The 20,546-nt window shown below is 70.9% G+C and carries 22 protein-coding genes and 1 riboswitch; of the genes, 11 read left to right on the top strand and 11 right to left on the bottom strand.

Going from position 1 to position 20,546, the window contains the following annotated elements:
- The first annotated feature begins 29 nt into the window (after positions 1–29).
- A complete protein-coding gene (locus HUT18_RS19925; RefSeq protein WP_176101959.1) occupies positions 30–710 on the top strand; it encodes a hypothetical protein in 681 nt (226 codons plus the stop codon).
- Positions 711–970: 260 nt separating this feature from the next.
- Positions 971–1,489 carry a lytic polysaccharide monooxygenase auxiliary activity family 9 protein gene (locus tag HUT18_RS19920; protein ID WP_176101958.1) on the top strand — a complete coding sequence of 173 codons (519 nt, stop codon included), beginning with the start codon at positions 971–973 and terminating at the stop codon, positions 1,487–1,489.
- 188 nt (positions 1,490–1,677) lie between these two features.
- Here the strand turns inward: HUT18_RS19920 and HUT18_RS19915 are convergent, their stop codons facing one another.
- Both HUT18_RS19915 and HUT18_RS19910 read right to left on the bottom strand, forming a co-directional pair.
- A complete protein-coding gene (locus HUT18_RS19915; protein WP_176101957.1) occupies positions 1,678–1,944 on the bottom strand; it encodes a DUF4031 domain-containing protein in 267 nt (88 codons plus the stop codon).
- A complete protein-coding gene (locus HUT18_RS19910) occupies positions 1,941–2,420 on the bottom strand; it encodes a hypothetical protein (RefSeq protein ID WP_254878713.1) in 480 nt (159 codons plus the stop codon). Before HUT18_RS19910 ends, HUT18_RS19915 begins: the two co-directional genes overlap by 4 nt.
- Positions 2,421–3,195: 775 nt before the next feature.
- On the opposite strand from HUT18_RS19910, the gene HUT18_RS19905 reads away from it, so the two are divergent.
- The 3 genes from HUT18_RS19905 to murQ all read left to right on the top strand — a co-directional run bounded on the left by HUT18_RS19905 (position 3,196) and on the right by murQ (position 6,053).
- Positions 3,196–3,462, top strand: a complete 267-nt coding sequence (locus HUT18_RS19905; RefSeq protein WP_176101956.1) for a hypothetical protein — start codon at positions 3,196–3,198, stop codon at positions 3,460–3,462.
- A 568-nt stretch (positions 3,463–4,030) separates the two neighbouring features.
- A complete protein-coding gene (locus HUT18_RS19900; protein WP_176104669.1) occupies positions 4,031–4,936 on the top strand; it encodes a MurR/RpiR family transcriptional regulator in 906 nt (301 codons plus the stop codon).
- Between the two features lie 94 nt (positions 4,937–5,030).
- Positions 5,031–6,053, top strand: coding sequence for an N-acetylmuramic acid 6-phosphate etherase (murQ, locus tag HUT18_RS19895; protein WP_176101955.1), 1,023 nt, complete (start codon positions 5,031–5,033; stop codon positions 6,051–6,053).
- Positions 6,054–6,130: 77 nt separating this feature from the next.
- Here murQ and HUT18_RS19890 read toward each other — a convergent pair whose 3' ends face one another.
- Positions 6,131–6,742, bottom strand: coding sequence for a Uma2 family endonuclease (locus tag HUT18_RS19890; RefSeq protein WP_176101954.1), 612 nt, complete (start codon positions 6,740–6,742; stop codon positions 6,131–6,133).
- A gap of 192 nt (positions 6,743–6,934) precedes the next feature.
- Here HUT18_RS19890 and HUT18_RS19885 point away from each other — a divergent pair, with 192 nt between their 5' ends.
- On the top strand, positions 6,935–7,270 hold the full coding sequence (locus HUT18_RS19885; protein WP_176101953.1) for a helix-turn-helix domain-containing protein: 336 nt from the start codon (positions 6,935–6,937) through the stop codon (positions 7,268–7,270).
- Positions 7,271–7,400: 130 nt separating this feature from the next.
- Here the strand turns inward: HUT18_RS19885 and groL are convergent, their stop codons facing one another.
- From groL to thrC, 4 genes are all read right to left on the bottom strand, one after another.
- Positions 7,401–9,026 (bottom strand): chaperonin GroEL, encoded by a 1,626-nt coding sequence (gene groL / locus HUT18_RS19880; RefSeq protein WP_176101952.1) that lies wholly within the window; start codon positions 9,024–9,026, stop codon positions 7,401–7,403.
- A gap of 416 nt (positions 9,027–9,442) precedes the next feature.
- Complete coding sequence (locus HUT18_RS19875) at positions 9,443–9,649, bottom strand: cold-shock protein (RefSeq protein ID WP_005486335.1); 207 nt, start codon at positions 9,647–9,649, stop codon at positions 9,443–9,445.
- A gap of 513 nt (positions 9,650–10,162) precedes the next feature.
- The gene (locus HUT18_RS19870) at positions 10,163–10,441 is read right to left on the bottom strand and encodes a MoaD/ThiS family protein (protein ID WP_176101951.1); all 279 of its coding nucleotides are present in this window, start codon (positions 10,439–10,441) and stop codon (positions 10,163–10,165) included.
- A 49-nt stretch (positions 10,442–10,490) separates the two neighbouring features.
- Entirely contained in the window at positions 10,491–11,774 is a 1,284-nt protein-coding gene (gene thrC / locus HUT18_RS19865) for a threonine synthase (RefSeq protein ID WP_176101950.1), read from the bottom strand.
- A gap of 17 nt (positions 11,775–11,791) precedes the next feature.
- A riboswitch (SAM riboswitch) is annotated at positions 11,792–11,964 on the bottom strand.
- Between the two features lie 234 nt (positions 11,965–12,198).
- Between thrC and HUT18_RS19860 the strand changes: the two genes are divergently transcribed.
- The gene (locus tag HUT18_RS19860; protein WP_176104668.1) at positions 12,199–13,158 is read left to right on the top strand and encodes a glucosyl-3-phosphoglycerate synthase; all 960 of its coding nucleotides are present in this window, start codon (positions 12,199–12,201) and stop codon (positions 13,156–13,158) included.
- 125 nt (positions 13,159–13,283) lie between these two features.
- A complete protein-coding gene (locus HUT18_RS19855) occupies positions 13,284–14,714 on the top strand; it encodes a trehalose-6-phosphate synthase (protein ID WP_176101949.1) in 1,431 nt (476 codons plus the stop codon).
- A 45-nt stretch (positions 14,715–14,759) separates the two neighbouring features.
- On the opposite strand, the gene HUT18_RS19850 is transcribed toward HUT18_RS19855, so the two are convergent.
- The 3 genes from HUT18_RS19850 to HUT18_RS19840 form a co-directional block, all read right to left on the bottom strand.
- The gene (locus HUT18_RS19850; protein WP_176101948.1) at positions 14,760–15,491 is read right to left on the bottom strand and encodes a hypothetical protein; all 732 of its coding nucleotides are present in this window, start codon (positions 15,489–15,491) and stop codon (positions 14,760–14,762) included.
- 205 nt (positions 15,492–15,696) lie between these two features.
- Complete coding sequence (locus HUT18_RS19845; protein WP_176101947.1) at positions 15,697–16,713, bottom strand: hypothetical protein; 1,017 nt, start codon at positions 16,711–16,713, stop codon at positions 15,697–15,699.
- A 397-nt stretch (positions 16,714–17,110) separates the two neighbouring features.
- Entirely contained in the window at positions 17,111–17,560 is a 450-nt protein-coding gene (locus HUT18_RS19840) for a carboxymuconolactone decarboxylase family protein (RefSeq protein WP_176101946.1), read from the bottom strand.
- A gap of 82 nt (positions 17,561–17,642) precedes the next feature.
- On the opposite strand from HUT18_RS19840, the gene HUT18_RS19835 reads away from it, so the two are divergent.
- Positions 17,643–18,551, top strand: a complete 909-nt coding sequence (locus HUT18_RS19835) for a sigma-70 family RNA polymerase sigma factor (protein WP_176101945.1) — start codon at positions 17,643–17,645, stop codon at positions 18,549–18,551.
- 69 nt (positions 18,552–18,620) lie between these two features.
- Here HUT18_RS19835 and otsB read toward each other — a convergent pair whose 3' ends face one another.
- Complete coding sequence (gene otsB / locus HUT18_RS19830) at positions 18,621–19,478, bottom strand: trehalose-phosphatase (RefSeq protein WP_176101944.1); 858 nt, start codon at positions 19,476–19,478, stop codon at positions 18,621–18,623.
- 120 nt (positions 19,479–19,598) lie between these two features.
- On the opposite strand from otsB, the gene HUT18_RS19825 reads away from it, so the two are divergent.
- A complete protein-coding gene (locus tag HUT18_RS19825; RefSeq protein WP_176101943.1) occupies positions 19,599–20,021 on the top strand; it encodes a CBS domain-containing protein in 423 nt (140 codons plus the stop codon).
- 83 nt (positions 20,022–20,104) lie between these two features.
- The gene (locus HUT18_RS34215; protein WP_176101942.1) at positions 20,105–20,422 is read left to right on the top strand and encodes a DUF3263 domain-containing protein; all 318 of its coding nucleotides are present in this window, start codon (positions 20,105–20,107) and stop codon (positions 20,420–20,422) included.
- Positions 20,423–20,546: the final 124 nt, after the last annotated feature.

The following is a 20,546-nucleotide window of genomic DNA, read 5'->3' as shown; positions in this document are numbered from 1 at the left end:
GGCGCGGCGCCGTGCCTCACAATGGCGCCATGCCCGCACTGCCCGAGCACCCCGCCCACGAGGACCTGCGCCGCCGCCTGGCCGCGACCCTGAACGCCGTCGCCGTGACCGGCCGGGACGCCCCGGCCCCCGAGGCGTACGCCGAGGACCTGCTCGCCCGCTGGGCGGAGCCGCAGCGCCGCTACCACACCACGGATCACCTGGTGGCGGTGCTCGCGCACATCGACGTGCTCGCTCCCTTCGCCGAGAACGCCGAACTCGTACGGCTCGCCGCGTGGTTCCACGACGCCGTCTACCATCCGGACCGCGCGCACAACGAGGACCGCAGCGCCCGCCTCGCCGAACGCGCCCTGCCCGAGGCCGGGTTGAGTACGCCGGACACGGCGGAGGTGGCCCGTCTCGTACGGCTCACCGTCGGCCACGACCCGGAGCCGGGCGACCGCAACGGCGAGGTGCTGTGCGACGCCGACCTCGCGATCCTGGCCTCGTCCCCCGAGGCGTACGCCGTCTACGCCGCCGCCGTCCGCGAGGAGTACGCCTTCGTCCCCGAGGACGCCTTCCGCGACGGCCGCGCCGCCATCCTGGACCAACTCCTCACGCTGCCACGTCTGTTCAGGACCGAGTACGGCGCCGCGCACTGGGAGGAGGCGGCCCGCCGCAACCTCCGCGGCGAGCTGGATCTTCTGCGGGCGGGGCACCGCGAGGGCTGAACCGGGCCGGCCCCGCCCGAACCCTTGACGCGACCAACCCGTTCTGCTGGTCTAGTCCATGGGCAGTAACGACCCTGCCGGGCACGGGAGTTGAACCGACTCCGCATGCCGCCGGGGCCCGCTGCCATGAACCACGCGCCTCTTCGCCCCACCTTCGGGACACCGCCCCTCGTGGGCTCCACCCTGCCCTTTCCGTGCGCACACGCGCGGCGTTCGCGCGGCACGCGACGGCAGGAAGACCTGATGTGAAGGAGTACCGCATGCGTTCCAGCAGGAAATTCGCCGTTCTCGCCGGTGCCGCGCTCGCCCCGGTCCTCGCCGTGAGCCTCCCCGCGGGCCAGGCCTCGGCACACGGCTACATCTCCGACCCGCCCAGCCGGCAGGCCCAGTGCGCCGCCGGAGTCGTCCCGTGCGGCGAGATCAAGTACGAGCCCCAGAGCGTCGAGGGACCCAAGGGCCTGACCAGTTGCAGCGGCGGCAACAGCCGCTTCGCCGAACTCGACGACGACTCCAAGGGCTGGAAGGTCAGCGAGGTCGGCACGTCCCAGTCCTTCCAATGGACCCTGACCGCGCCGCACAACACCAGCACCTGGCAGTACTTCATCGGCGACCGCAAGATCGCCGAGTTCGACGACGGCGGCGCCCAGCCCGGCACCACGGTCACCCACCAGGTCGACTTCGGTGACCTGCGCGGCCCGCAAAAGATCCTCGCGGTCTGGAACATCTCCAACACCGTGAACGCCTTCTACGCCTGCATCGACGTGAACATCGGCGGCTGATCGGGCAGTTCACGTCTCCGAACCGCTCCCCACCCCACCTGCCGCGGCCGTCGCCCACACGGCGGTCGCGGTGGGGGGACGGAACTCGGCGCTCACGGGTGCGGTGGTTCGCAGGTCTCCACCTTTGACGGGAACGGACGCGTCAAGCCTCAACTCCCGCCCCGCAAAGGCCGGTTACCCCAGGCCCGTTACCCCACGCTGCCCTTCCGCCTGCGCAGCCCCGCCTTCAGCAGGATCCGTACGATCTCCCGGCTGGAGATCTCCACCGCTCCGGCGTCGACCGCGTCGCGGTAGCGGTACGCGGGGATGTCGTAGTGGTCCCGCTCGAAGGCACGCCGCGGGGCGCCGATCCCGGCGGCGAAGGCGTGCAGTTCCTCGTACGAGACGTCGCTGACAAGGTGGGACCAGAGGCGGCCGTGACCCGGCCAGGTGGGCGGGTCGATGTACAGCGTCACGTCGCCCTCGCCCCGAAGCCGGGCAGGGTGCCGAGCGAACCGACCCGGGCGACCTGCACCACGGCCTTGCCGCAGACCCAGTGCGGGTCGGCGCCGAGTTCGGGCTCCACGTCGAGGGCGTGCGGATCACCGGAGCCGCAGACGGGGCACAGCGGCCAGCGCCCGTAGCGCTCCAGGAGCGCGTCCTGGACGTCCTGCGCGACCAGACCGGCGACGTACTCCGCGCCCTCCGGCCACTGCTCGACCCACCAGCGCCGATGCGTGATCGACTCCTCGACCAGGGACACGACATCCGCGTCGGCCACGGTGCAGGCCGCGAGATCGGCGAGGACGAGCGCGCGGGCCGCGTGCAGGGCCTGTTCGAGCGGGGGCACCGGACGCTCCGGGCCACCTGGGATACCTGAGCTGTCGGGGCCGCCGGGGCTGTCAGCGTTGCCCTGGCCGCCGGGGCGCTCGGGACGGTCGGGGTAGGTCATGCGTCCATTGTGCGCCCGGCCGAAGGCGCACAAGCCGGAGCACCCTGGACGCCGGGCGCCGGGCCGGTTCCGTACATCGGCCAACCGGGCGGCGCCTGCGGCGATTCGGCCACGAACGCTGCGCGCCGGGACGCACGGACCGGACGTCCCTCTCCCCAGCGCCTGCGGAGAATCGGCCGCCCCCTCCCCCGTACGTGGAGTCGTTCGGCACACCATTCCCCTGACTCGTTCCGCACATCCGTAACTGGCGCGATACCACTTCATAGGAACGATTTAAGGACCGAGAGAAGAGCGGAATATCAAGGGGGCGCGAAAAAGAAAACACGACCCCGCAATGCGTGAACTCAATACGTGGGCTCGATACGCGGACTCGGTACACGGGGTACGGCGAACTCCGGCGGACTCCGGCGCATTCGGAGAGCGCACTGCCAGCGCGCGAGAAGGAAAGGTTTCCGCAGTTCAGAACACCTGACAGAACATCTGACAGAAGCCCACGCGAATAACACCGAGGGAATCGAAAGCGCCAGACAAAAGCGAGGTATTCACGCCTGAGACGGAAGAGCGTGACTCCCGCGTTTTCACCGAAGCCGAGCGACGCATCTTTCCGGTGTCAGCCGAAAACCCGTATCGCCGACAGGCAGCAGACGACGAACGCAGACCGCCGCCCGTGGACAGACGGCCGTAGACCGACAACCAAGACCGACGAAGAAGGACCGCCGAGCAAAGACCAAGGCACGAACACCGAGGCAGGAAGACCGACGGAGGAACTCGCCTCATGGGCAACAGCAACACCCGGGACAGCCTTCGCAGGGATCGACGACCCGGCCGTACGAACGGCTACAGCGCCCCCTTCGCCCGCAGCCACCACAACCCCCGTCGCCGAACCGGCACCCGAGCCCGCACCGCCAACACCGGCACCGGCACCGGCACCGGCACCGACGAGCCCGCGCGACCATCCACCCCCTCAACCGCCTCCCAACCCACCAAGTCCACCAAAACCACTGAACTCGCCGACCGCACAAGCGTCCACGACGCCCCCTGAACTCACCGGCCAGCACGGCCCACGTGCCCCGGTGACCCGGTGTCCCGGGAGCCGGCCCCGCGTCAGACCGGCTCCCGGGACCGACCCGGGCGTAGGCGGATGCGACCAGACAACGGACGTGGGTGAACGCAAGAGGCGGCACCTGAGGTGACCCCCGGGGGCAGCTCCCGAAGTGGCCCCCGAGGCGGCCCCACAGACGGCTGGTGCCCGAGCGCCCTCGGCCTGCGCGCTCGCCTCCCGGCACCGGCCTGCCCCGCCCCGCTCCTCCCCCAGGGAGCGGGGTGGGGCACCTGCCCACTTCCCCGGACAGGTGCCCCGCGGGGCCGGACCGCGCCACCGCGCGCCGGGCGAGCGCGCCCACCCGGCACCTCGCCCTCCGTCGCGCCCCGGCACCCCCGGCGCCTCGGAACCTCTTGACCACTCGCCCCGCCGAAAATAGCTTTCATATGTGACCCGAGACCTGAAGGAAACTTTCGGCACCGGGCCGGACCAGCCGTCGGCAGGCTCGTCGGCGGGTACGGCAGCGGGCTCATCGGCGGGTACGGCGGCAGCCGGTGGTACGCCGCGCCTGGCCACGCAGGCCTGGGAGGGCCCGCCATCGGCGGCGCTCGCGGCCAAGGTCCGTACCCTCGCGCCGTCGATGACCCGCTCCATGCAGCGCGTCGCCGAGGCCGTGGCAGGCGATCCGGCGGGCTGCGCCGCGCTCACGGTGACCGGGCTCGCCGAGCTGACCGGCACCAGCGAGGCCACCGTCGTCCGTACCGCCCGGCTGCTCGGCTACCCCGGCTACCGCGACCTGAGGCTCGCCCTCGCCGGGTTCGCCGCCCAGCAGCAGTCGGGCCGCGCCCCGGCGGTGACGGCGGACATCGCCGTCGACGACCCGATCGCGGACGTGGTCGCCAAGCTCGCGCACGACGAACAGCAGACCCTCGCCGACACCGCGGCCGCCCTGGACACCGTGCAGCTCGGCGCGGCCGTGAACGCACTCGCCGGCGCACGGCGGGTGGACATCTACGGCATCGGCGCCTCCGCCCTGGTCGGCCAGGACCTCGCGCAGAAGCTGCTGCGCATCGGCCTGATCGCGCACGCGCACAATGACACCCATCTGGCGATCACCACGGCGGTCCAGCTCCGCGCCAAGGACGTGGCGATCGCGATCACGCACTCGGGCTCCACCGGCGACGTCATAGAACCCCTGCGCGTCGCCTTCGAGCACGGCGCCACCACCCTCGCGATCACCGGCCATCCCGGCGGCCCCGTCTCGCAGTACGCGGACCACGTGCTGACCACGTCGACGGCCCGCGAGAGCGAGCTGCGCCCGGCGGCGATGTCCTCGCGTACGAGTCAACTCCTCGTGGTGGACTGCCTGTTCGTGGGCGTGGCCCAGCGTACGTACCGGACCGCGGGCCCCGCCCTGTCCGCCTCGTACGAGGCCCTGGCCCACCGGCACCGCCCCCGCCAGGTACCGCGCTGACCCGCAGCCGGCACCGTCCGGGCCCCACACCACTCGCGCCGACACGGCACGTATCCCCGACACCGCACGCACCGCAGGAAAGAGCCGCCCCGTCATGACCTCCCCCGTCGGCCCCTCCGCCGACTCCCCCACCGGCCCCGCCACCGACTCGACCACCGGTTCCGCCGCGCCCGGGCCGGGCTCTACCGCCCCCTACCAGCGGCTCACCGCCGAACTCGCCCACCTCACCACGGAGCAGTTCCGGCCCGAACTGGCCGAGATCGACCGGCTGGAGACGCTGGAGATCGCCCGGATCATGAACGGCGAGGACGCGAGCGTCGCCGGTGCCGTGGCCCGGCAACTGCCGGCGATCGCCGCCGCCATCGACGCGGCCGCCGCCCGGATGTCCCGCGGCGGACGGCTCGTCTACGCGGGCGCGGGCACCGCCGGACGGCTGGGTGTTCTGGACGCGAGCGAGTGCCCGCCGACCTTCAACACCGACCCCGCGGACGTGGTGGGCCTGATCGCGGGCGGCCCGACCGCGATGGTGGCGGCCGTCGAAGGCGCCGAGGACTCAACGGAGTTGGCCGCCGCGGACCTCGAAGGCCTCGCCCTGACGGCGGACGACGTGGTGGTGGGCATCTCCGCCTCCGGACGCACGCCGTACGCGATCGGCGCCGTGCAGTACGCGCGCTCGCTCGGCGCGCTGACGCTCGGCCTGTCCTGCAACGCGGGCAGCCCGCTCGCGGCGGCCGCCGAGCACGGCATCGAGGTCGTCGTGGGGCCCGAACTCCTCACCGGCTCCACCCGGTTGAAGGGCGGCACGGCCCAGAAGCTCGTCCTCAACATGCTCTCGACCATCACCATGATCCGCCTCGGCAAGACCTACGGAAACCTGATGGTCGACGTCCGCGCCTCCAACGAGAAGCTGCGCGCCCGCTCCCGCCGCATCGTCGCGCTCGCCACCGGCGCCACGGAAGCGGAGATCGAAACGGCTCTCACGGCCACCGACGGCGAGGTCAAGGACGCCATCCTGACCATCCTCGGCGGAGTGGACGGCCGCACCGCCCGACGGCTCCTGACGGAGCACCATGGGCATTTGCGGGAGGCGTTGGCGGGGGCGCGGGGCGAGGGGTGACGGACAAGGAGTGGTGACGCGCGCGGCCGGGCGCCGGGCACACCACCCGGCGCTCCCGGATGCGTCGACTCAGCGGCTCAGTGCGGGAACTTCTCCGTCGGCAGGGTCGCGTGGAACGGCTCCGGCAGCGTCAACGGCCGCCCGAACGGCGTGGCGTCCGCGTGCTTGTACGTACCGTTCTGCGGGTCGCTGAACAGCGTCACCATGGGGCCGCGCTCGTCGTAGCGGTCGACCAGGAGATAGAGCGGCACGGGGGCGTGGGCGTAGGCCCAGAGCTTCTTGGTGCGGTCGTGGCGGGCGTTGCTCTTGGAGGTGATCTCGACGACGAGGAGCGCTTCGGCGGCATCGACCGGGTCATCGCGTTCGTGTCCCGGACCGAGAACGATGTCGCAGGGCACCACCATCAAGTGCGGGACGAAGAGCTTGCCCAGCGCCGGGAAGGCCGTACTCAGCCTCTGGTAGATCCCGAGGTCCTCCGGGAGGCACTGGCAGAGCCGCCGCTGAAGGGATTCCACGATGATGTGGTGGCCCCCGCGCGGCGGCGGCAGCAAGGCGATCCTTCCGTCATCGATCTCGGCGCGCCAACCCTGCGGCACGTCCAAACCGCGCCACGTACGAAGCAGGTACTCCCACTCGGGGCCGGAGCCGGACCGCCCATGGTGACCGCTCTCGGTCGTCGAGACGGTCATGCCGAGCCTTTCTGCCGCCGGATGAGCCCGGGCGGGCCCGCATGGGAGACAACGTAGATCGACGCCCGACGGCCGTTCTGCCAGGTGTTCCCATGCCCCACGATCGAGTGAACAAGGCGGCGATCGGGAACTTGGACGCTGTGGGCCGCGTGCCCCGGGAAGGCGCATCGTCTTCCCGGAAGGAACAGCCCCATGAGCCACACCCGTTGGAAACTCGCTCGCGACCGCGCGGCGGCCGCGGGCCTGGCGGAATCCGACGAGGCCGCCGCCGACCGGGCCGAGATCCGGCTCGCCATGGCCTTCGCCAAGGCCGTGTACGACCGGCGCAAGGAACTCAGTCTGTCCCAGGCTCAGGTGGCCGAACGGTCCGGGCTCACCCAGGCCAAGATCTCCCGGATCGAGGGTGCCGATGCCGTCCCCACCCTGTCCCTGCTGCGGCGCCTCGCCGCCGCCCTGGACGCCTCGCTGACCATCGGGCTCGGCGAGGACCACGAGGAGGTCGCCTTCGTCGCGCACTCGGCGGCCTGAGGCCGGCGGACGAAGCCACGCCAACCCCCAACGCCAAAGGCGGCACCCCCCAAAGGAGATGCCGCCTTCGCGAGACCCGAAAGCCTCAACAGACTGCCCGATCGTGACCGGCCCAGGGGCCGGGCCGCGATCAGAAGTCCATGTCACCGCCGGGCATGCCGCCCGGAGCGCCCGCCGGGGCGGCCTTCTCCGGCTTGTCGGCGATGACGGCCTCGGTGGTCAGGAAGAGCGCGGCGATGGACGCGGCGTTCTGCAGCGCGGAGCGCGTGACCTTGGCCGGGTCGATGATGCCCTCGGCGACCAGGTCGACGTACTCGCCGGTCGCGGCGTTCAGGCCGTGACCCGGGGTCAGGTTGCGCACCTTCTCCACGACGACGCCGCCCTCGAGACCGGCGTTGACCGCGATCTGCTTCAGCGGGGCCTCCAGGGCCAGCTTCACAGCGGCGGCACCGGTGGCCTCGTCACCGTCGAGCTCGAGCTTCTCGAAGACCTGGGAGGCCTGGAGCAGGGCCACGCCACCACCGGCGACGATGCCCTCCTCGACGGCCGCCTTGGCGTTGCGCACGGCGTCCTCGATGCGGTGCTTGCGCTCCTTGAGCTCCACCTCGGTGGCGGCACCGGCCTTGATGACCGCAACACCGCCGGCGAGCTTCGCCAGGCGCTCCTGCAGCTTCTCGCGGTCGTAGTCGCTGTCCGAGTTCTCGATCTCGGCGCGGATCTGGTTGACCCGGCCGGCGACCTGGTCGGCGGAGCCGGAGCCGTCGACGATGGTGGTCTCGTCCTTGGTGATGACGACCTTGCGGGCGCGGCCCAGGAGCTCCAGACCGGCGTTCTCCAGCTTGAGGCCGACCTCCTCGGAGATAACCTCGCCACCGGTGAGGATGGCGATGTCGCCGAGCATGGCCTTGCGGCGGTCACCGAAGCCCGGGGCCTTGACGGCGACGGACTTGAAGGTGCCGCGGATCTTGTTGACGACCAGGGTCGACAGGGCCTCGCCCTCGACGTCCTCGGCGATGATCAGCAGCGGCTTGCCGGACTGCATGACCTTCTCCAGGAGCGGCAGCAGGTCCTTGACGTTGCCGATCTTGGAGTTGGCGATCAGGATGTACGGGTCGTCGAGCGACGCCTCCATACGCTCCATGTCCGTGGCGAAGTACGCCGAGATGTAGCCCTTGTCGAAGCGCATACCCTCGGTGAGTTCCAGCTCCAGACCGAAGGTCTGGGACTCCTCGACGGTGATGACGCCTTCCTTGCCGACCTTGTCCATCGCCTCGGCGATGAGCTCGCCGATCTGGGTGTCGGCGGCGGAGATGGAGGCGGTGGAGGCGATCTGCTCCTTGGTCTCCACGTCCTTGGCCTGCTCGAGCAGGGCGGCGGAGACGGCCTCGACGGCCTTCTCGATGCCACGCTTCAGGGCCATCGGGTTGGCGCCGGCGGCGACGTTGCGCAGGCCCTCGCGGACCAGCGCCTGGGCGAGGACGGTCGCGGTCGTCGTACCGTCACCGGCGACGTCGTCGGTCTTCTTCGCGACTTCCTTGACCAGCTCGGCGCCGATCTTCTCGTACGGGTCCTCGAGCTCGATCTCCTTGGCGATGGAAACACCATCGTTGGTGATCGTGGGGGCGCCCCACTTCTTCTCGAGGACGACGTTGCGGCCCTTGGGGCCGAGGGTCACCTTGACGGCGTCGGCGAGCTGGTTCATGCCGCGCTCGAGGCCGCGCCGTGCCTCCTCGTCGAACGCGATGATCTTGGCCATGTGAAGTGGTCCTCCCGGACAGGGTCTCCCCCGGTGACCCCCGGGGAAGCGTGGATACTTCGGACCGCGCTGGCGCCCGCGACGGACGGCCCGTACCCGGTGGTTCCTTGCCCCACCCGGCCTCGGACCTCACCGACTCGGTCCTGCTTTTTGTCACTCTCACCTTCAGAGTGCTAACGCCAATGATTAGCACTCTCCCCCTTCGAGTGCAAGGTTGCCTGTCGGCTCCGGCCCCTTCGGAGGGCCCCTTCACCTCGCGCGGTCGCCCCCCGGAGAGGACCGCCGGGACGACGCACGGGAGCGCCCCCGACCCGTCGCCCGCCGGACACACAAAAACCCACCCCCGGCCTCCCGGGGGTGGGTTCCTGCGCGTACTTTCGTGATGTCTCGTGACGTCGCCGCGTCAGGTCGGCGTCTCAGCCGGCCGCGAGACGGACCATGTCCGCCTGCGGGCCCTTCTGGCCCTGCGAGATCTCGAACTCGACTCGCTGACCTTCTTCCAGGGTGCGGTAGCCGTCCATCTGAATCGCGCTGTAGTGGACGAAAACATCCGCACCACCGTCGACCGCGATGAAGCCGTAGCCCTTCTCCGCGTTGAACCACTTGACGGTGCCCTGAGCCATGCCTAACTCCCCTATTACTGGCCCTTGCACAGGACCGCACTTCGCGGACCCGGGTCAGACCCCACCACCCGCCAACGGGGGGCGTAACGCGTCGACCGCGGCTGAATGTATCTGCACAACTGCCCTCTGCAACAGGTCAGTTGGACGAGAAATCTTGGCGCGACCAAGGGGAGTAAGCAGGGGAAATGCCGGAATTCAGGGCAAGTCGGGCCGCGCAAAATTGGGGCAACTTCGCAAATCGGCGCGACAGTTTGGCCACTTATTGCCGCCCTCCGGCGAGAACACATATGCACGTGGCACAAACGAGAGACGGCGTTCCCCAACTCTACTCCCTTCAACCCTGCAGAATTGCCCCCTCCGCTTTCGTCAGCGGAGGGGGCAATCGGTGAAGAGAAGGTCCGCGGCGCCGTATCCGGTTCCGCGTCACACGCCGTGCGGCCGGACGTCAACAGCCGTACACCACCGGCCCGTACGAACCGGACAAGCCGCGCGTAGCGACGGCGAGGCGGTTTTTCAGCAGCCGCCCGCGACGGCCGGGATGATCGAGACTCCGGCGCCGTCCGGCGTCGCGGTGTCCAGGCCCTGCTCGAAGCGGACGTCGTCGTCGTTGACGTAGACGTTGACGAAGCGGCGCAGCTTGCCCTGGTCGTCGAGGACGCGGGCGGCGATGCCGGTGTGGTTCTTCTCCAGGTCGGCGATGACCTGGGCGAGGGTGGCGCCCTCGGCGGCGACCTCGGCCGCACCGCCGGTGTAGGTGCGCAGGATGGTCGGGATGCGGACCGTGACGCTCATGGATCGGGCCTTTCTTCGGTCTTCGGGACTTCCGGGGCGGCGGAAGGGGTCAGTGGTCCAGGCCCGCGGCGCGGAAGGCGTCCAGGCTGGGGCGGATGGTGGCGGTGGGGCCGGTGGTCGGCGCGACCGCGTCGAGGGTCTTGAGGCCGTCGCCGGTGTTGAGGACCACGGTGGTGAGGGACGGGTCGAGGAGCCCGGCCTCGATCAGCTTCTTGGTGACGCCGACCGTCACACCGCCCGCGGTCTCGGCGAAGATGCCCTCGGTCTGCGCGAGCAGCTTGATGGCCTCGACGATCTGCTCGTCGTTCACGTCCTCCACGGCGCCACCGGTGCGGCGGGCGATGTCCAGGACGTACGGGCCGTCGGCCGGGTTGCCGATGGCCAGCGACTTGGCGATGGTGTTCGGCTTCTGCGGCTTGACCACGTCGTGGCCGCCCTTGAAGGCCACCGACACCGGGGAGCAGCCCTCGGCCTGGGCGCCGAAGATCTTGTACGGCTTGTCCTCGACCAGGCCGAGCTTGATCAGCTCCTGCAGACCCTTGTCGATCTTGGTGAGCTGCGAGCCGGAGGCGATCGGCACCACGATCTGGTCGGGCAGCCGCCAGCCGAGCTGTTCGCAGATCTCGTACGCGAGGGTCTTGGAACCCTCGCCGTAGTACGGGCGCAGGTTGACGTTGACGAAGCCCCAGCCCTCGCCGAGCGGGTCGCCGATGAGCTCGGAGCAGAAGCGGTTGACGTCGTCGTAGTTGCCCTCGATACCGACGAGCTCGCCGCCGTAGACCGCGGCCATGACCACCTTGCCCTGCTCCAGGTCGTGCGGGATGAACACGCAGGAGCGGAAGCCGGCCCGGGCGGCGGCGGCGCCGACGGCCCCTGCCAGGTTGCCGGTGGAGGAGCAGGACAGGGTGGTGAAGCCGAAGGCGCGGGCGGCCTCGACGGCGATGGCGACGACACGGTCCTTGAAGGAGTGCGTCGGGTTGCCGGAGTCGTCCTTGACGAACAGGCCGCCGGTGACGCCGAGTTCACGGGCCAGGTTGTCGGCCTTGACCAGCTTGGTGAAGCCCGGGTTCAGGCTGGGCTTGTCGGCGACGTCGGCCGGTACGGGAAGCAGGGGGGCGTAACGCCAGATGCTGTTGGGGCCGGACTCGATGCGCGCGCGCAGTGCCTCGGGGTCGCCGACGGGAAGGTCGTATGCGATTTCCAGCGGACCGAAACAGCTCGCGCAGGCGAAGATGGGGCCCAGTTCGAAGCGCTCGCCGCATTCGCGACAGGACAGCGCGGCGGCGGGACCGAGATCGACGGTCGAGTTGGTGGCAACAGTCTGCACAGCCATGGTGGCGAGGCCCTCTCTCCTCATCTTCCTCGCGACGCGTTTCGCCACGAGACGGAATTGGCACCTTCCCGAGCCGGTGGCCTCACCGCGTGTTCACGCACGGTGATGAGTAAGCCGCTTGCGCGGCGGGCCGGCTGGAGGGTTGCCGGGGCTTCAACGGGCCGTATCCCTCTGCCCCTCTGGATGAGCGGTATGGCGCAGGGAAGGCCATTGGCACGACCCTGGGCGTTTGTCCGCGGCGACCCCCGACATGCGATGGTCATCCGCGTTGTTCAAGACTGTAACCGAAGGCCAGGACAGTTGAGACAGTCGTCCGAACCGCGAGATGTAAATCACCGTAATCCGCACTGCCGTGACCATGGCCCGGCAGCCGCGGGCAGGGTCGCCGCCGGGAGAGCGGCGCGGCAGTGAGGGGACGCAGACCGTGCTCGAAGAGGTCGAGACCTGGCTGGCCAGACGCTCCTGGTCGGTGTCCGAGCGCCCGCTGCCGTCACTCCTCGCGGCCAAACGGGCCACCGGCACCCGGATCAGCGTGGTGCTGCCCGCCCTGGACGAGGAGGAGACGGTCGGCGAGATCGTCTCGGTGATCAGGGCTGAGCTGATGCGTCCCGCGGCGCCGCTGGTGGACGAGCTGGTCGTGATCGACTCGGGTTCGACCGACGCCACCGGGCCGGTCGCCGCGGACGCGGGCGCCCGGGTGGTGCACCGCGACGAGATCCTGCCCCGGCTGCCCACCCTGCCCGGCAAGGGCGAGGTGCTGTGGCGCTCGCTGCTCGTCACCGAGGGGGACATCGTCTGCTTCGTGGACGCCGATCTGCGCGAGTTCTCCGCGGACTTCGTGACCGGCATCGTGGGCCCGCTGCTCACCGAGCCCGACGTCCAGTTCGTGAAGGCGATGTACGACCGGCCGTTCGCGGGCGGCGGCATGGAGCCCGGCGAGCAGGGCGGCCGGGTCACCGAGCTGATGGCACGGCCGCTCCTGAACATGCACTGGCCGCTGCTCGCGGGGTTCGTGCAGCCGCTCGGCGGCGAGTACGCGGCCCGCAGGTCCCTGCTCGAACAGCTCCCGTTCCCGGTCGGCTACGGCGTGGAGCTCGGCCTGCTCGTCGACGCGCTGCACACGGTCGGCCTGGACGCCCTCGCCCAGGTCGACGTCGGCGTGCGCCGCCATCGCCACCAGGGCGGCCAGGCCCTCGGCCGGATGGCCGCCGCGATCTACCGCACCGCCCAGCTCCGGCTGGCCCGCGGCCAGCTCCTGCGGCCCGAACTGACCCAGTTCGTACGCGGCGAGAAGGGCTTCGAACCGCGCACCTTTCCGGTGGACACGGAGGAGCGGCCGCCGATGCGGTCGATCGCGGAGTACCTGCGACGGAGCGTGGCATAGGGGAGGGAGGTACTACGGAGGTACGCACGGCCGTGCGCCCCGCCTGCTCCCGCGTGCCCCCGCCCGATGCCCCACCCGCGCCCGCCCGAAGTTTGCCCGTAACGGGACTCGGCTAGGTTCGCCCCATGGCTTCCATGCAGGGTGCACAGGTCCTCGTCGCCTCCAACCGCGGCCCCGTCTCGTACACGAGTGGAGTGGACGGTGAGCTGACCGCCAAGCGGGGCGGCGGCGGGCTCGTCTCGGGTCTCTCCGCGATCGGCGCCGACGCGGAGGCGGTGTGGGTGTGCGCGGCGCTCGGGGAGGGCGACCGGGAAGCGGTACGGCGCGGTGGCGGGAAGCTGGATCCCGCCGACACCGGTGGACAGCACGTCCGGATGCTGGACATCCCGGCCGAGGTGCACGCCGACGCGTACAACGGCATCGCCAACTCGGTGCTCTGGTTCGTGCACCACATGCTCTACCAGACGCCCCTGGAGCCGGTGTTCGACGCCGAGTTCCGGGAGCAGTGGGCCTCCTACGAGACGTACAACCGCGCTTTCGCCGAAGCGCTGGCCGAGGAGGCGGCCGAGGGGGCGGCGGTGCTGATCCAGGACTACCACCTGGCGCTGGCCCCGGCGATGCTCCGCGCACTACGGCCCGACCTGCGCATCGGCCACTTCTCGCACACGCCCTGGGCCCCGGTGGACTACTTCCGGCTGCTGCCCGACGACATCGCCGAGCAGTTGCTGCGCGGCATCCTGGGCGCCGACCGCGCCGCCTTCCTCACCCGCCGCTGGGCCGACGCCTTCGAGGACTGCGCGGACCGGTACCTCGGCGGCACCGGGAGCACCCGGATCGGTGTGCACGGCCTCGGCGCGGACGCGGCGTTCCTGCGCGAGCGCGCCCACCGCGAGGACGTGGCCGAGCGCCTGGCCGCGCTGCGCGAGCAGATCGGCGGTGCGGACCGCAAGGCGATCGTCCGCGTCGACCGCACCGAACTCTCCAAGAACATCGTCCGCGGCCTGCTCGCCTACCGGCAGCTCCTCACCGACCGGCCCGAGTGGCGCGAGCGCGTCGTCCACCTCGCCTTCGCCTACCCCTCCCGGCAGGACCTCGCGGTCTACCGCGACTACACCGACGAGGTCAGCCGGGTCGCCGGGGACATCAACTCCCAGTTCGGTACGCCGCGTTGGACCCCGGTGGTGCTGCATGTGAAGGACGACTTCGCGCGCTCGCTCGCCGCGTACCGGCTCGCGGACGTCGCCCTGGTCAACCCGGTGCGCGACGGCATGAACCTGGTGGCCAAGGAGGTCCCGGTACTCGCCGAGAACGGCTGCGCCCTGGTGCTCTCGCGCGAGGCCGGTGCACACGAGGAGATGGGCGAGGACGCGCTCACCGTCAATCCGTACGACGTGAGCGGCACCGCCGAGGCCCTGCACCGCGCGCTGAGCATGCCCGCGGCCGAACGCGCGGACCGCACCCGGCGGCTGGTCGCGGCGGCGACGGCGCTGCCGCCGCAGGAGTGGTTCCTGGCGCAGTTGCGGGAGTTGAGGGACGCGCCGCGCGCGACGGGATGACCGTCGAGGGCTCAACGCACGGGATGGCGCCGCGAGTTGGGCCGCTCAGCGTTTCCAGGTGGGGCAGTACTCCAGGTGGAAGTCGTCCCAGCCGTGGTCGTGCAGGTCGTTCCAGTAGTAGAGCCCGCGGCAGACGTGGTAGTTGCAGGCGCCCGAGATCTGGAGCTGGGTCGCCGCGTGCGGCGGGCCCTCGCGGGTCACCTCGAAGAACTCCTTCGCGCCCTCGCGCAGCGCCGTCGTGGTGCCGGTGAGGAACAGCGTCTCGGCGAAGCGGTGTTGGTGCAGTACGTCCTCGCCCGCGGAGTCGGAGATGTGCACGGGATCCCGGTCCTCGGGCGGCACCCGTTCCGGGAGATCGGTCCCCGGCACACTCGCCGTACGCAGCTCGCGCGGCGCGTTCGCCGCCCGCAGCCGCTCGCGCAGTCGTTTCCAGCGCGAGGGGCGGAACTGCACGGCCCGGTGGGCGAGTACGAGGTCGACGGGCTTCTCGTCACGCCAGCCGCCCCCGGGCGGCTCCTCGTCGGCCGTCGCGCGCATCGGCAGATGGACCAGTGTGTGCGGAGAGCGGGCGGCGAGCAGCCACAGGGTGCCGATACGACGGCCGTCGGAGCGGTCGACGAACATGTCGTAGTTGTCGCTGCGGTGGTAGAGCGCGCCGTTCCTCAGCGGTCCGGCGGGGCTGATCACCCGGTGCTCCACCCCGTCGAGCCGCACCTTCTGCACCGAGATCTTCACCCGCAGGTCCTCGCGTGTCAGCGCGGCCCTCGACGCGGACATCCGTCCACCTCTCCCCCTCTGTCGACTCAACTCCCTTTCTAGAGGGTGAAGTTGATGGCAGGGAAGCGAATAAACGAGGCCCGCCCCGGCGCTCGGCGACGAGCTGCGGCGGGACGGGCCTGTGGCCGTCGGGCTGCGGGGGAGTCAGCCGACGGCCTCCCTCAGGGGCCGTTGCGGGGCGTCCCCCTCGGGCGATCGGGCGCCATCAGCCGACGGCCTTCCAGTGGTCGTACTCGCTGACCATTTGGTACGTACGGTCCGGGCAGTGGAACGCGCTGTCCGGCTGGTCGTAGTGGGTGTCGGAGTTCTGCTCACTCGCCGCCGCCCAACCCCCGTCCACACGTACCGAGATGTCGTGCGACTCGAAGGTCAGCCCGGCCATGGCGTGGCAGGAGTAGGCGGTACCGGACGGGTCGGTGGTCGAGTACAGCTCGTAGATGTCCCAGCCGTCGGTACGGCCCTGGGTCTGCCCGGACTGGGTGAACAGCTCGTCCCAGGTGCCGGTGGTGTGGTTGTACAGGGCTGCGGTCCAGGTGCCGGTGCCCGCGTCGGTACGGACAACACGCCCTGTGTACGCGGCAGTTGAACCGTCGGTGTAGGTGCCGAGGAAGGCGTCGTCGATCGGCACCGCGGCCTCGAAGGTGACCGAGCGGCACCAGTCCCAGGCCGAGACGGTGGCACGGCCCTGGGTGTAGACGGTGACCAGCTCGACGCAGGAGCCGCCCGCCGGGTACAGGGTCGGCGTGTAGATGGTCGTGCTGCCCTCGGTGACCTCGACGTCCCGGGACACGGACTGGGTGGCGCAGGCCCCGTCGCTGCCGTCGAACTCCTTGAAGGCGGTGCCCTGGGCGGGGTGCAGGTCCACCTTCACACGGCTGTCGTCGCCGGGAGCGCCGATGGGGCCCTTGCCGGGCAGTCCGCGCGCCGTACGGTGCCGCTCGGCCTGCGCGTCGAGCCGCCGGTGCACCTCGGCACGCGGCAGCGCACCCCGCACCCGGCGACCGGAAGCGGCGGCGTCGGCGGTGCACAGGTTGGCGGCTCGCGGCTCAACTCCCCTATGCGACGGGGCATTTACGGGTTGCGACACGGGGGCCGGTGCGGCGGAGGCACCGGTGGCTCCGGTGGCGGCGAGCCCGCAGCAGGCGAGCAGCAGGGCCGCCCCGGCGGCGAGCACCGGGGACCGGCGCCGGGCAGGTCTCTCCGGATTTCCGGCAGGGGTCATGAGCGCGCGTTCCTCTCGGGGTGGGGGGTAGAGGAAGACGAGAAGTGCGGGGGAACACGCGGCACCCTGCTCATGCCGGAACGCCAGGTCAAGAGAAACGGGAATTTCACAGGGGGCGAGCCGTGGGGGTTGGCCGAGAACGGCTCGAAGACCGGCTCAATTACCTACTGGGAGGCGCCAAACCCCTTACAACGTAAGGGAGTTGACCCACCTGCGCCTCGGATACCGGTGGCCGGTCCCGTCGGCCCGGTCCCGGCGGGCCGCCCCGCCGACCGAGACCAGCCGACCGGCCCCGGCGACCGGGAGCGACACCCCGTAGCGAGTTGTCGCCCCCCGTGCCGGTTGGCCCGCGGCCACCCGTTGGCCCGCGGCCGCCCGTTGGCCCGCGGCCGCCCGTTCACCAGGTCTTGCCCGCCGGTTCCCGGGTGATGTGGTTGATCCGGTTGAAGAAATTGGTCATCGCGATGAGCAGAGTGATCGAACTCAGCTGCTTCTCGTCGAAGTGGTCGGCGGCGGCGTCCCAGATCGCGTCGGACACGCCGGGCGCGCCGTCCTGGATCCGGGTGGCGGCCTCGGCCAGCGCGAGCGCGGCCCGCTCCTCCTCGCTGAACAGCGGCGTCTCGCGCCACGCGGCCACTCCGTGCAGCCGCTCGTCACTCTCGCCGTGCTTCTTCGCGGAGGCTATCCCCCCGTACACACACGGGCCGCAGCCGTTGATCTGGCTGACGCGGAGGTGGACCAGTTCGAGCAGCGGGCCGTCGGCGCCGCCCGCCTCGATCGCCTTGGTGAGGTACTGGATCGCGGTGGCCACGTCGGGGGTCACCGGGCTCTTCATGCGTGCTTCCATGACGCGTTCTCCTCATCGGTTACCTGTGCCTGTCGGGGCACGTCATCACCCATGACGGAGCGGAACCGAGGAAGGTAACAACATGTCCGACCCCAGCCCGAAAGACCCGGTGGCGGAGGCGTTCGAGGCCCAGCGCGGGCGGCTGCGCGCGGTGGCGTACCGCATGCTCGGCTCGCACGCGGACGCCGAGGACGCGGTCCAGGAGGCCTGGCTGCGGCTGGCCCGCCAGGACGCGGCGAGCATCGACAACCTGGCGGGCTGGCTGACCACGGTGGTGGGCCGGATCAGCCTCGACATCCTGCGTTCGCGCCAGTCCCACCCCGAGGCGTCCTACGACGAAGGACTGAACGAACTCGTGGTGACCGCCGACGACAGCCCCACGCCGGACGCCGACGCCGAACTCGCCGACTCGGTGGGGATCGCCCTCCTGGTCGTCCTGGAGTCGCTCAAGCCGAGCGAGCGCCTCGCGTTCGTCCTGCACGACCTGTTCGCGGTCCCGTTCAACGAGATCGGCCGCATCCTCGGCAAGTCCACCGACGCCACCAAGATGCTCGCCAGCCGCGCCCGCCGGAAGGTCCGGGCGACCGAACGTCCGCAGGCCGCCGTGCACGAACAGCGCGAGGTGGTCCGGGCCTTCCTGGCCGCGGCGCGCGGCGGCGACTTCGACGGACTGCTGCGGGTGCTCGACCCCGAGGTGCGCCTGACCGTCGACGGCGCCGACGGACAGGTCGTCACCCTCGGCGCCACCGCGGTCGCCTCCGGTGCCCGGATCTACTCCCAGCTGGCCCGCCAGCGCCTGGTCCTCATCGACGGACTGCCCGGAATCGCGTCCTACGGCGCGGACGGAACGCCGATGGGCCTCATGGCCTTCACCGTGGCCGACGGGCGGATCGTCGAGATGGCGGGCGTCGCCGACCCCGGGCGGCTCGCGACGATGGACCTGCCGCAGGCACCGGAGGCACCGCAGGCGGATCCCACGGAGGCCGATTAGCGGAGGCCGGGACAGCGGGGGGCCCGCCGCCTGCTCCGGCGTCGCCCCTCGGCTCACCGGATCACCGGCTCACCTCAGCTCGGCCGCCTCCGCGATCGCCCTCAGCAGGGCGACCACACCCTGCGGCCCGTCCACCACCACGTCGGCGCGCTCCGCGAGTTGGGGCACCTCGCTGCTTCCGCTGCACACCAGGAGGCCGAACACCCCCTGTGTGCGCAGCTCTTCGACCGCTTCGAAGGCGGCGAGGTCGCCCAGGTCGTCGCCCGCGAAGAGGACGGCGGCCACGTCGGTCTCGCGTACGTACTCACGCAGGGCGACGCCCTTGTCCATGCCCGCCGGGCGCAACTCCAGTACGAGACGGCCGGGTTCGAGGACCAGGCCGTGCCGCTCGGCGAGCGCGCCGAGCGGCTCGCGCAGGGTGTCGAAGGCCGCCTGCGGATCACTAGCCCGGCGCGTGTGCACGGCCACCGCGCGCCCTTTCTCCTCGATCCAGGTGCCGTTGCTCTCGCCGACACCCAACTCGTCGAGCAGTGTGGGGAGTTCCTCGCGCGCCGCCGCGACGCCCGGATCCACGGGCGGGGCCTCGACGCTGCGGGTGACGGCGTCCCAGCGCTCGGCGCCGTAGTGGCCGAGGACCACCAGGTGTTCCAGGCCCTCGGCGCCGGAGAAGCCGCCGTAGCGGACCGCGACGTCCGCGGGGCGTCCGGTGATCACGGCGATCCGGTGGACCAGCGGGGCGAGGACGGCGAGGGCGGGCACGGCCTCGGGGTGGGCGCGTGCCTGTTCCGGGTCGGGGACGATCGGGGCGAGGGTTCCGTCGAAGTCGAGGGCGATCAGCGCCCGGGCCGGGCGGGCGAGGATGGCGTCGAGAGCGTCACGTCCGGCGGCGGTTGCCGGAGTCGGCAAGAGGTCCTGTTGGCTGCCCATGCCCGGACACTATCCAGCCGGGGCGGCCCTCACCCGTCCCGGGACGCGACGGGCCGCCGATCGTGGTGTCATCGAAAGCGGGGGCAGCCAGCCCCTCGAAGCCCTCAGAGGGGAGGAAACATGCGAGCCCGAGACATCATGAGCAGTGGTGTGCAGTGCGTGGGCGCCCATGAATCGCTCCAGGACGCGGCCCGGATGATGCGGGACCTGGGCGTGGGATGCGTCCCGATCTGCGGCGACAACAACCGGCTCAAGGGCCTGATCACCGACCGGGACATCGTGGTCAACTGCTGCGCCGACGGCGTGGACCCCGCGAGCGTGCAGGCCGGGTCGCTGGGCGGCGAACTGCACTGGGTGGACGCGACGGCCGACGCCTCCGAGGTTCTGGAGAAGATGGAGAGCAACCACATCAAGCGGCTCCCGGTGATCGACGTGAAGGGCGGCCACCGGCTGGTCGGCATGATCAGCGAGGCCGACCTCGCCAAGAACCTCACCGACGAGCAGATCGCCCACTTCGCCAAGGACGTGTACGCGACGGCCTGACGCCGCCCACACACTCCGCGGGCACCCGGCACCACCCTGCCGGACAGTGCCGGGTGTCACCGCCGCCCGCTACCGTTCGGAACATGGCGGCGGACGAACGGGACACGAACGAGGACGCGGGACGGCAACCCCCCGCGCCCCCGTCGTCCCCGTACAGCTCCACGCCCCCGCCCCGTACCGAACTCTCCGCCCGCGAACGAGCCGTACTCGCCCTGGAGCGGCGGAACTGGCCCGCGCCGGGGGCCAAGGAACGTGCCATACGCGAGGAGTTGGGGCTCGCGCCGGTCCGCTACTACCAGTTGCTCAACGCGCTGCTCGACGACACCCTCGCGCTCGCACACGATCCGGTCACCGTGAACCGGCTGCGCAGAGTGCGCGAGAATCGGCGCGCCGAGCGCTGAAACGGGGCCGTGACCGGGGCGCCGCCGCCCGCTCCCGTACGCTCCCGTGCGCACAGGACCTCTACGTACGCGCCCTTGTATTGAGAAGACGCTCCGCGTAGGTGGACTAGACCTCTCGCGAGTG

The sequence above is a fragment of the Streptomyces sp. NA04227 genome (assembly GCF_013364195.1).
Lineage (GTDB): Bacteria > Actinomycetota > Actinomycetes > Streptomycetales > Streptomycetaceae > Streptomyces.
The sequence above is the reverse complement of the archived record's forward strand: the minus strand, read 5'-3'. Positions and strand labels throughout refer to the sequence as shown.

Coding starts and splice junctions, on each gene's coding strand:
- HUT18_RS19925 (WP_176101959.1), top strand. CDS start 30: ATGCCCGCACTGCCCGAGCACCCCGCCCACGAGGACCTGCGCCGCCGC.
- HUT18_RS19920 (WP_176101958.1), top strand. CDS start 971: ATGCGTTCCAGCAGGAAATTCGCCGTTCTCGCCGGTGCCGCGCTCGCC.
- HUT18_RS19910 (WP_254878713.1), bottom strand. CDS start 2,420: ATGACCTACCCCGACCGTCCCGAGCGCCCCGGCGGCCAGGGCAACGCT.
- HUT18_RS19905 (WP_176101956.1), top strand. CDS start 3,196: ATGGGCAACAGCAACACCCGGGACAGCCTTCGCAGGGATCGACGACCC.
- murQ (WP_176101955.1), top strand. CDS start 5,031: ATGACCTCCCCCGTCGGCCCCTCCGCCGACTCCCCCACCGGCCCCGCC.
- HUT18_RS19890 (WP_176101954.1), bottom strand. CDS start 6,742: ATGACCGTCTCGACGACCGAGAGCGGTCACCATGGGCGGTCCGGCTCC.
- HUT18_RS19885 (WP_176101953.1), top strand. CDS start 6,935: ATGAGCCACACCCGTTGGAAACTCGCTCGCGACCGCGCGGCGGCCGCG.
- groL (WP_176101952.1), bottom strand. CDS start 9,026: ATGGCCAAGATCATCGCGTTCGACGAGGAGGCACGGCGCGGCCTCGAG.
- HUT18_RS19875 (WP_005486335.1), bottom strand. CDS start 9,649: ATGGCTCAGGGCACCGTCAAGTGGTTCAACGCGGAGAAGGGCTACGGC.
- HUT18_RS19870 (WP_176101951.1), bottom strand. CDS start 10,441: ATGAGCGTCACGGTCCGCATCCCGACCATCCTGCGCACCTACACCGGC.
- thrC (WP_176101950.1), bottom strand. CDS start 11,774: ATGGCTGTGCAGACTGTTGCCACCAACTCGACCGTCGATCTCGGTCCC.
- HUT18_RS19855 (WP_176101949.1), top strand. CDS start 13,284: ATGGCTTCCATGCAGGGTGCACAGGTCCTCGTCGCCTCCAACCGCGGC.
- HUT18_RS19850 (WP_176101948.1), bottom strand. CDS start 15,491: ATGTCCGCGTCGAGGGCCGCGCTGACACGCGAGGACCTGCGGGTGAAG.
- HUT18_RS19845 (WP_176101947.1), bottom strand. CDS start 16,713: ATGACCCCTGCCGGAAATCCGGAGAGACCTGCCCGGCGCCGGTCCCCG.
- HUT18_RS19840 (WP_176101946.1), bottom strand. CDS start 17,560: ATGGAAGCACGCATGAAGAGCCCGGTGACCCCCGACGTGGCCACCGCG.
- HUT18_RS19835 (WP_176101945.1), top strand. CDS start 17,643: ATGTCCGACCCCAGCCCGAAAGACCCGGTGGCGGAGGCGTTCGAGGCC.
- otsB (WP_176101944.1), bottom strand. CDS start 19,478: ATGGGCAGCCAACAGGACCTCTTGCCGACTCCGGCAACCGCCGCCGGA.
- HUT18_RS19825 (WP_176101943.1), top strand. CDS start 19,599: ATGCGAGCCCGAGACATCATGAGCAGTGGTGTGCAGTGCGTGGGCGCC.
- HUT18_RS34215 (WP_176101942.1), top strand. CDS start 20,105: ATGGCGGCGGACGAACGGGACACGAACGAGGACGCGGGACGGCAACCC.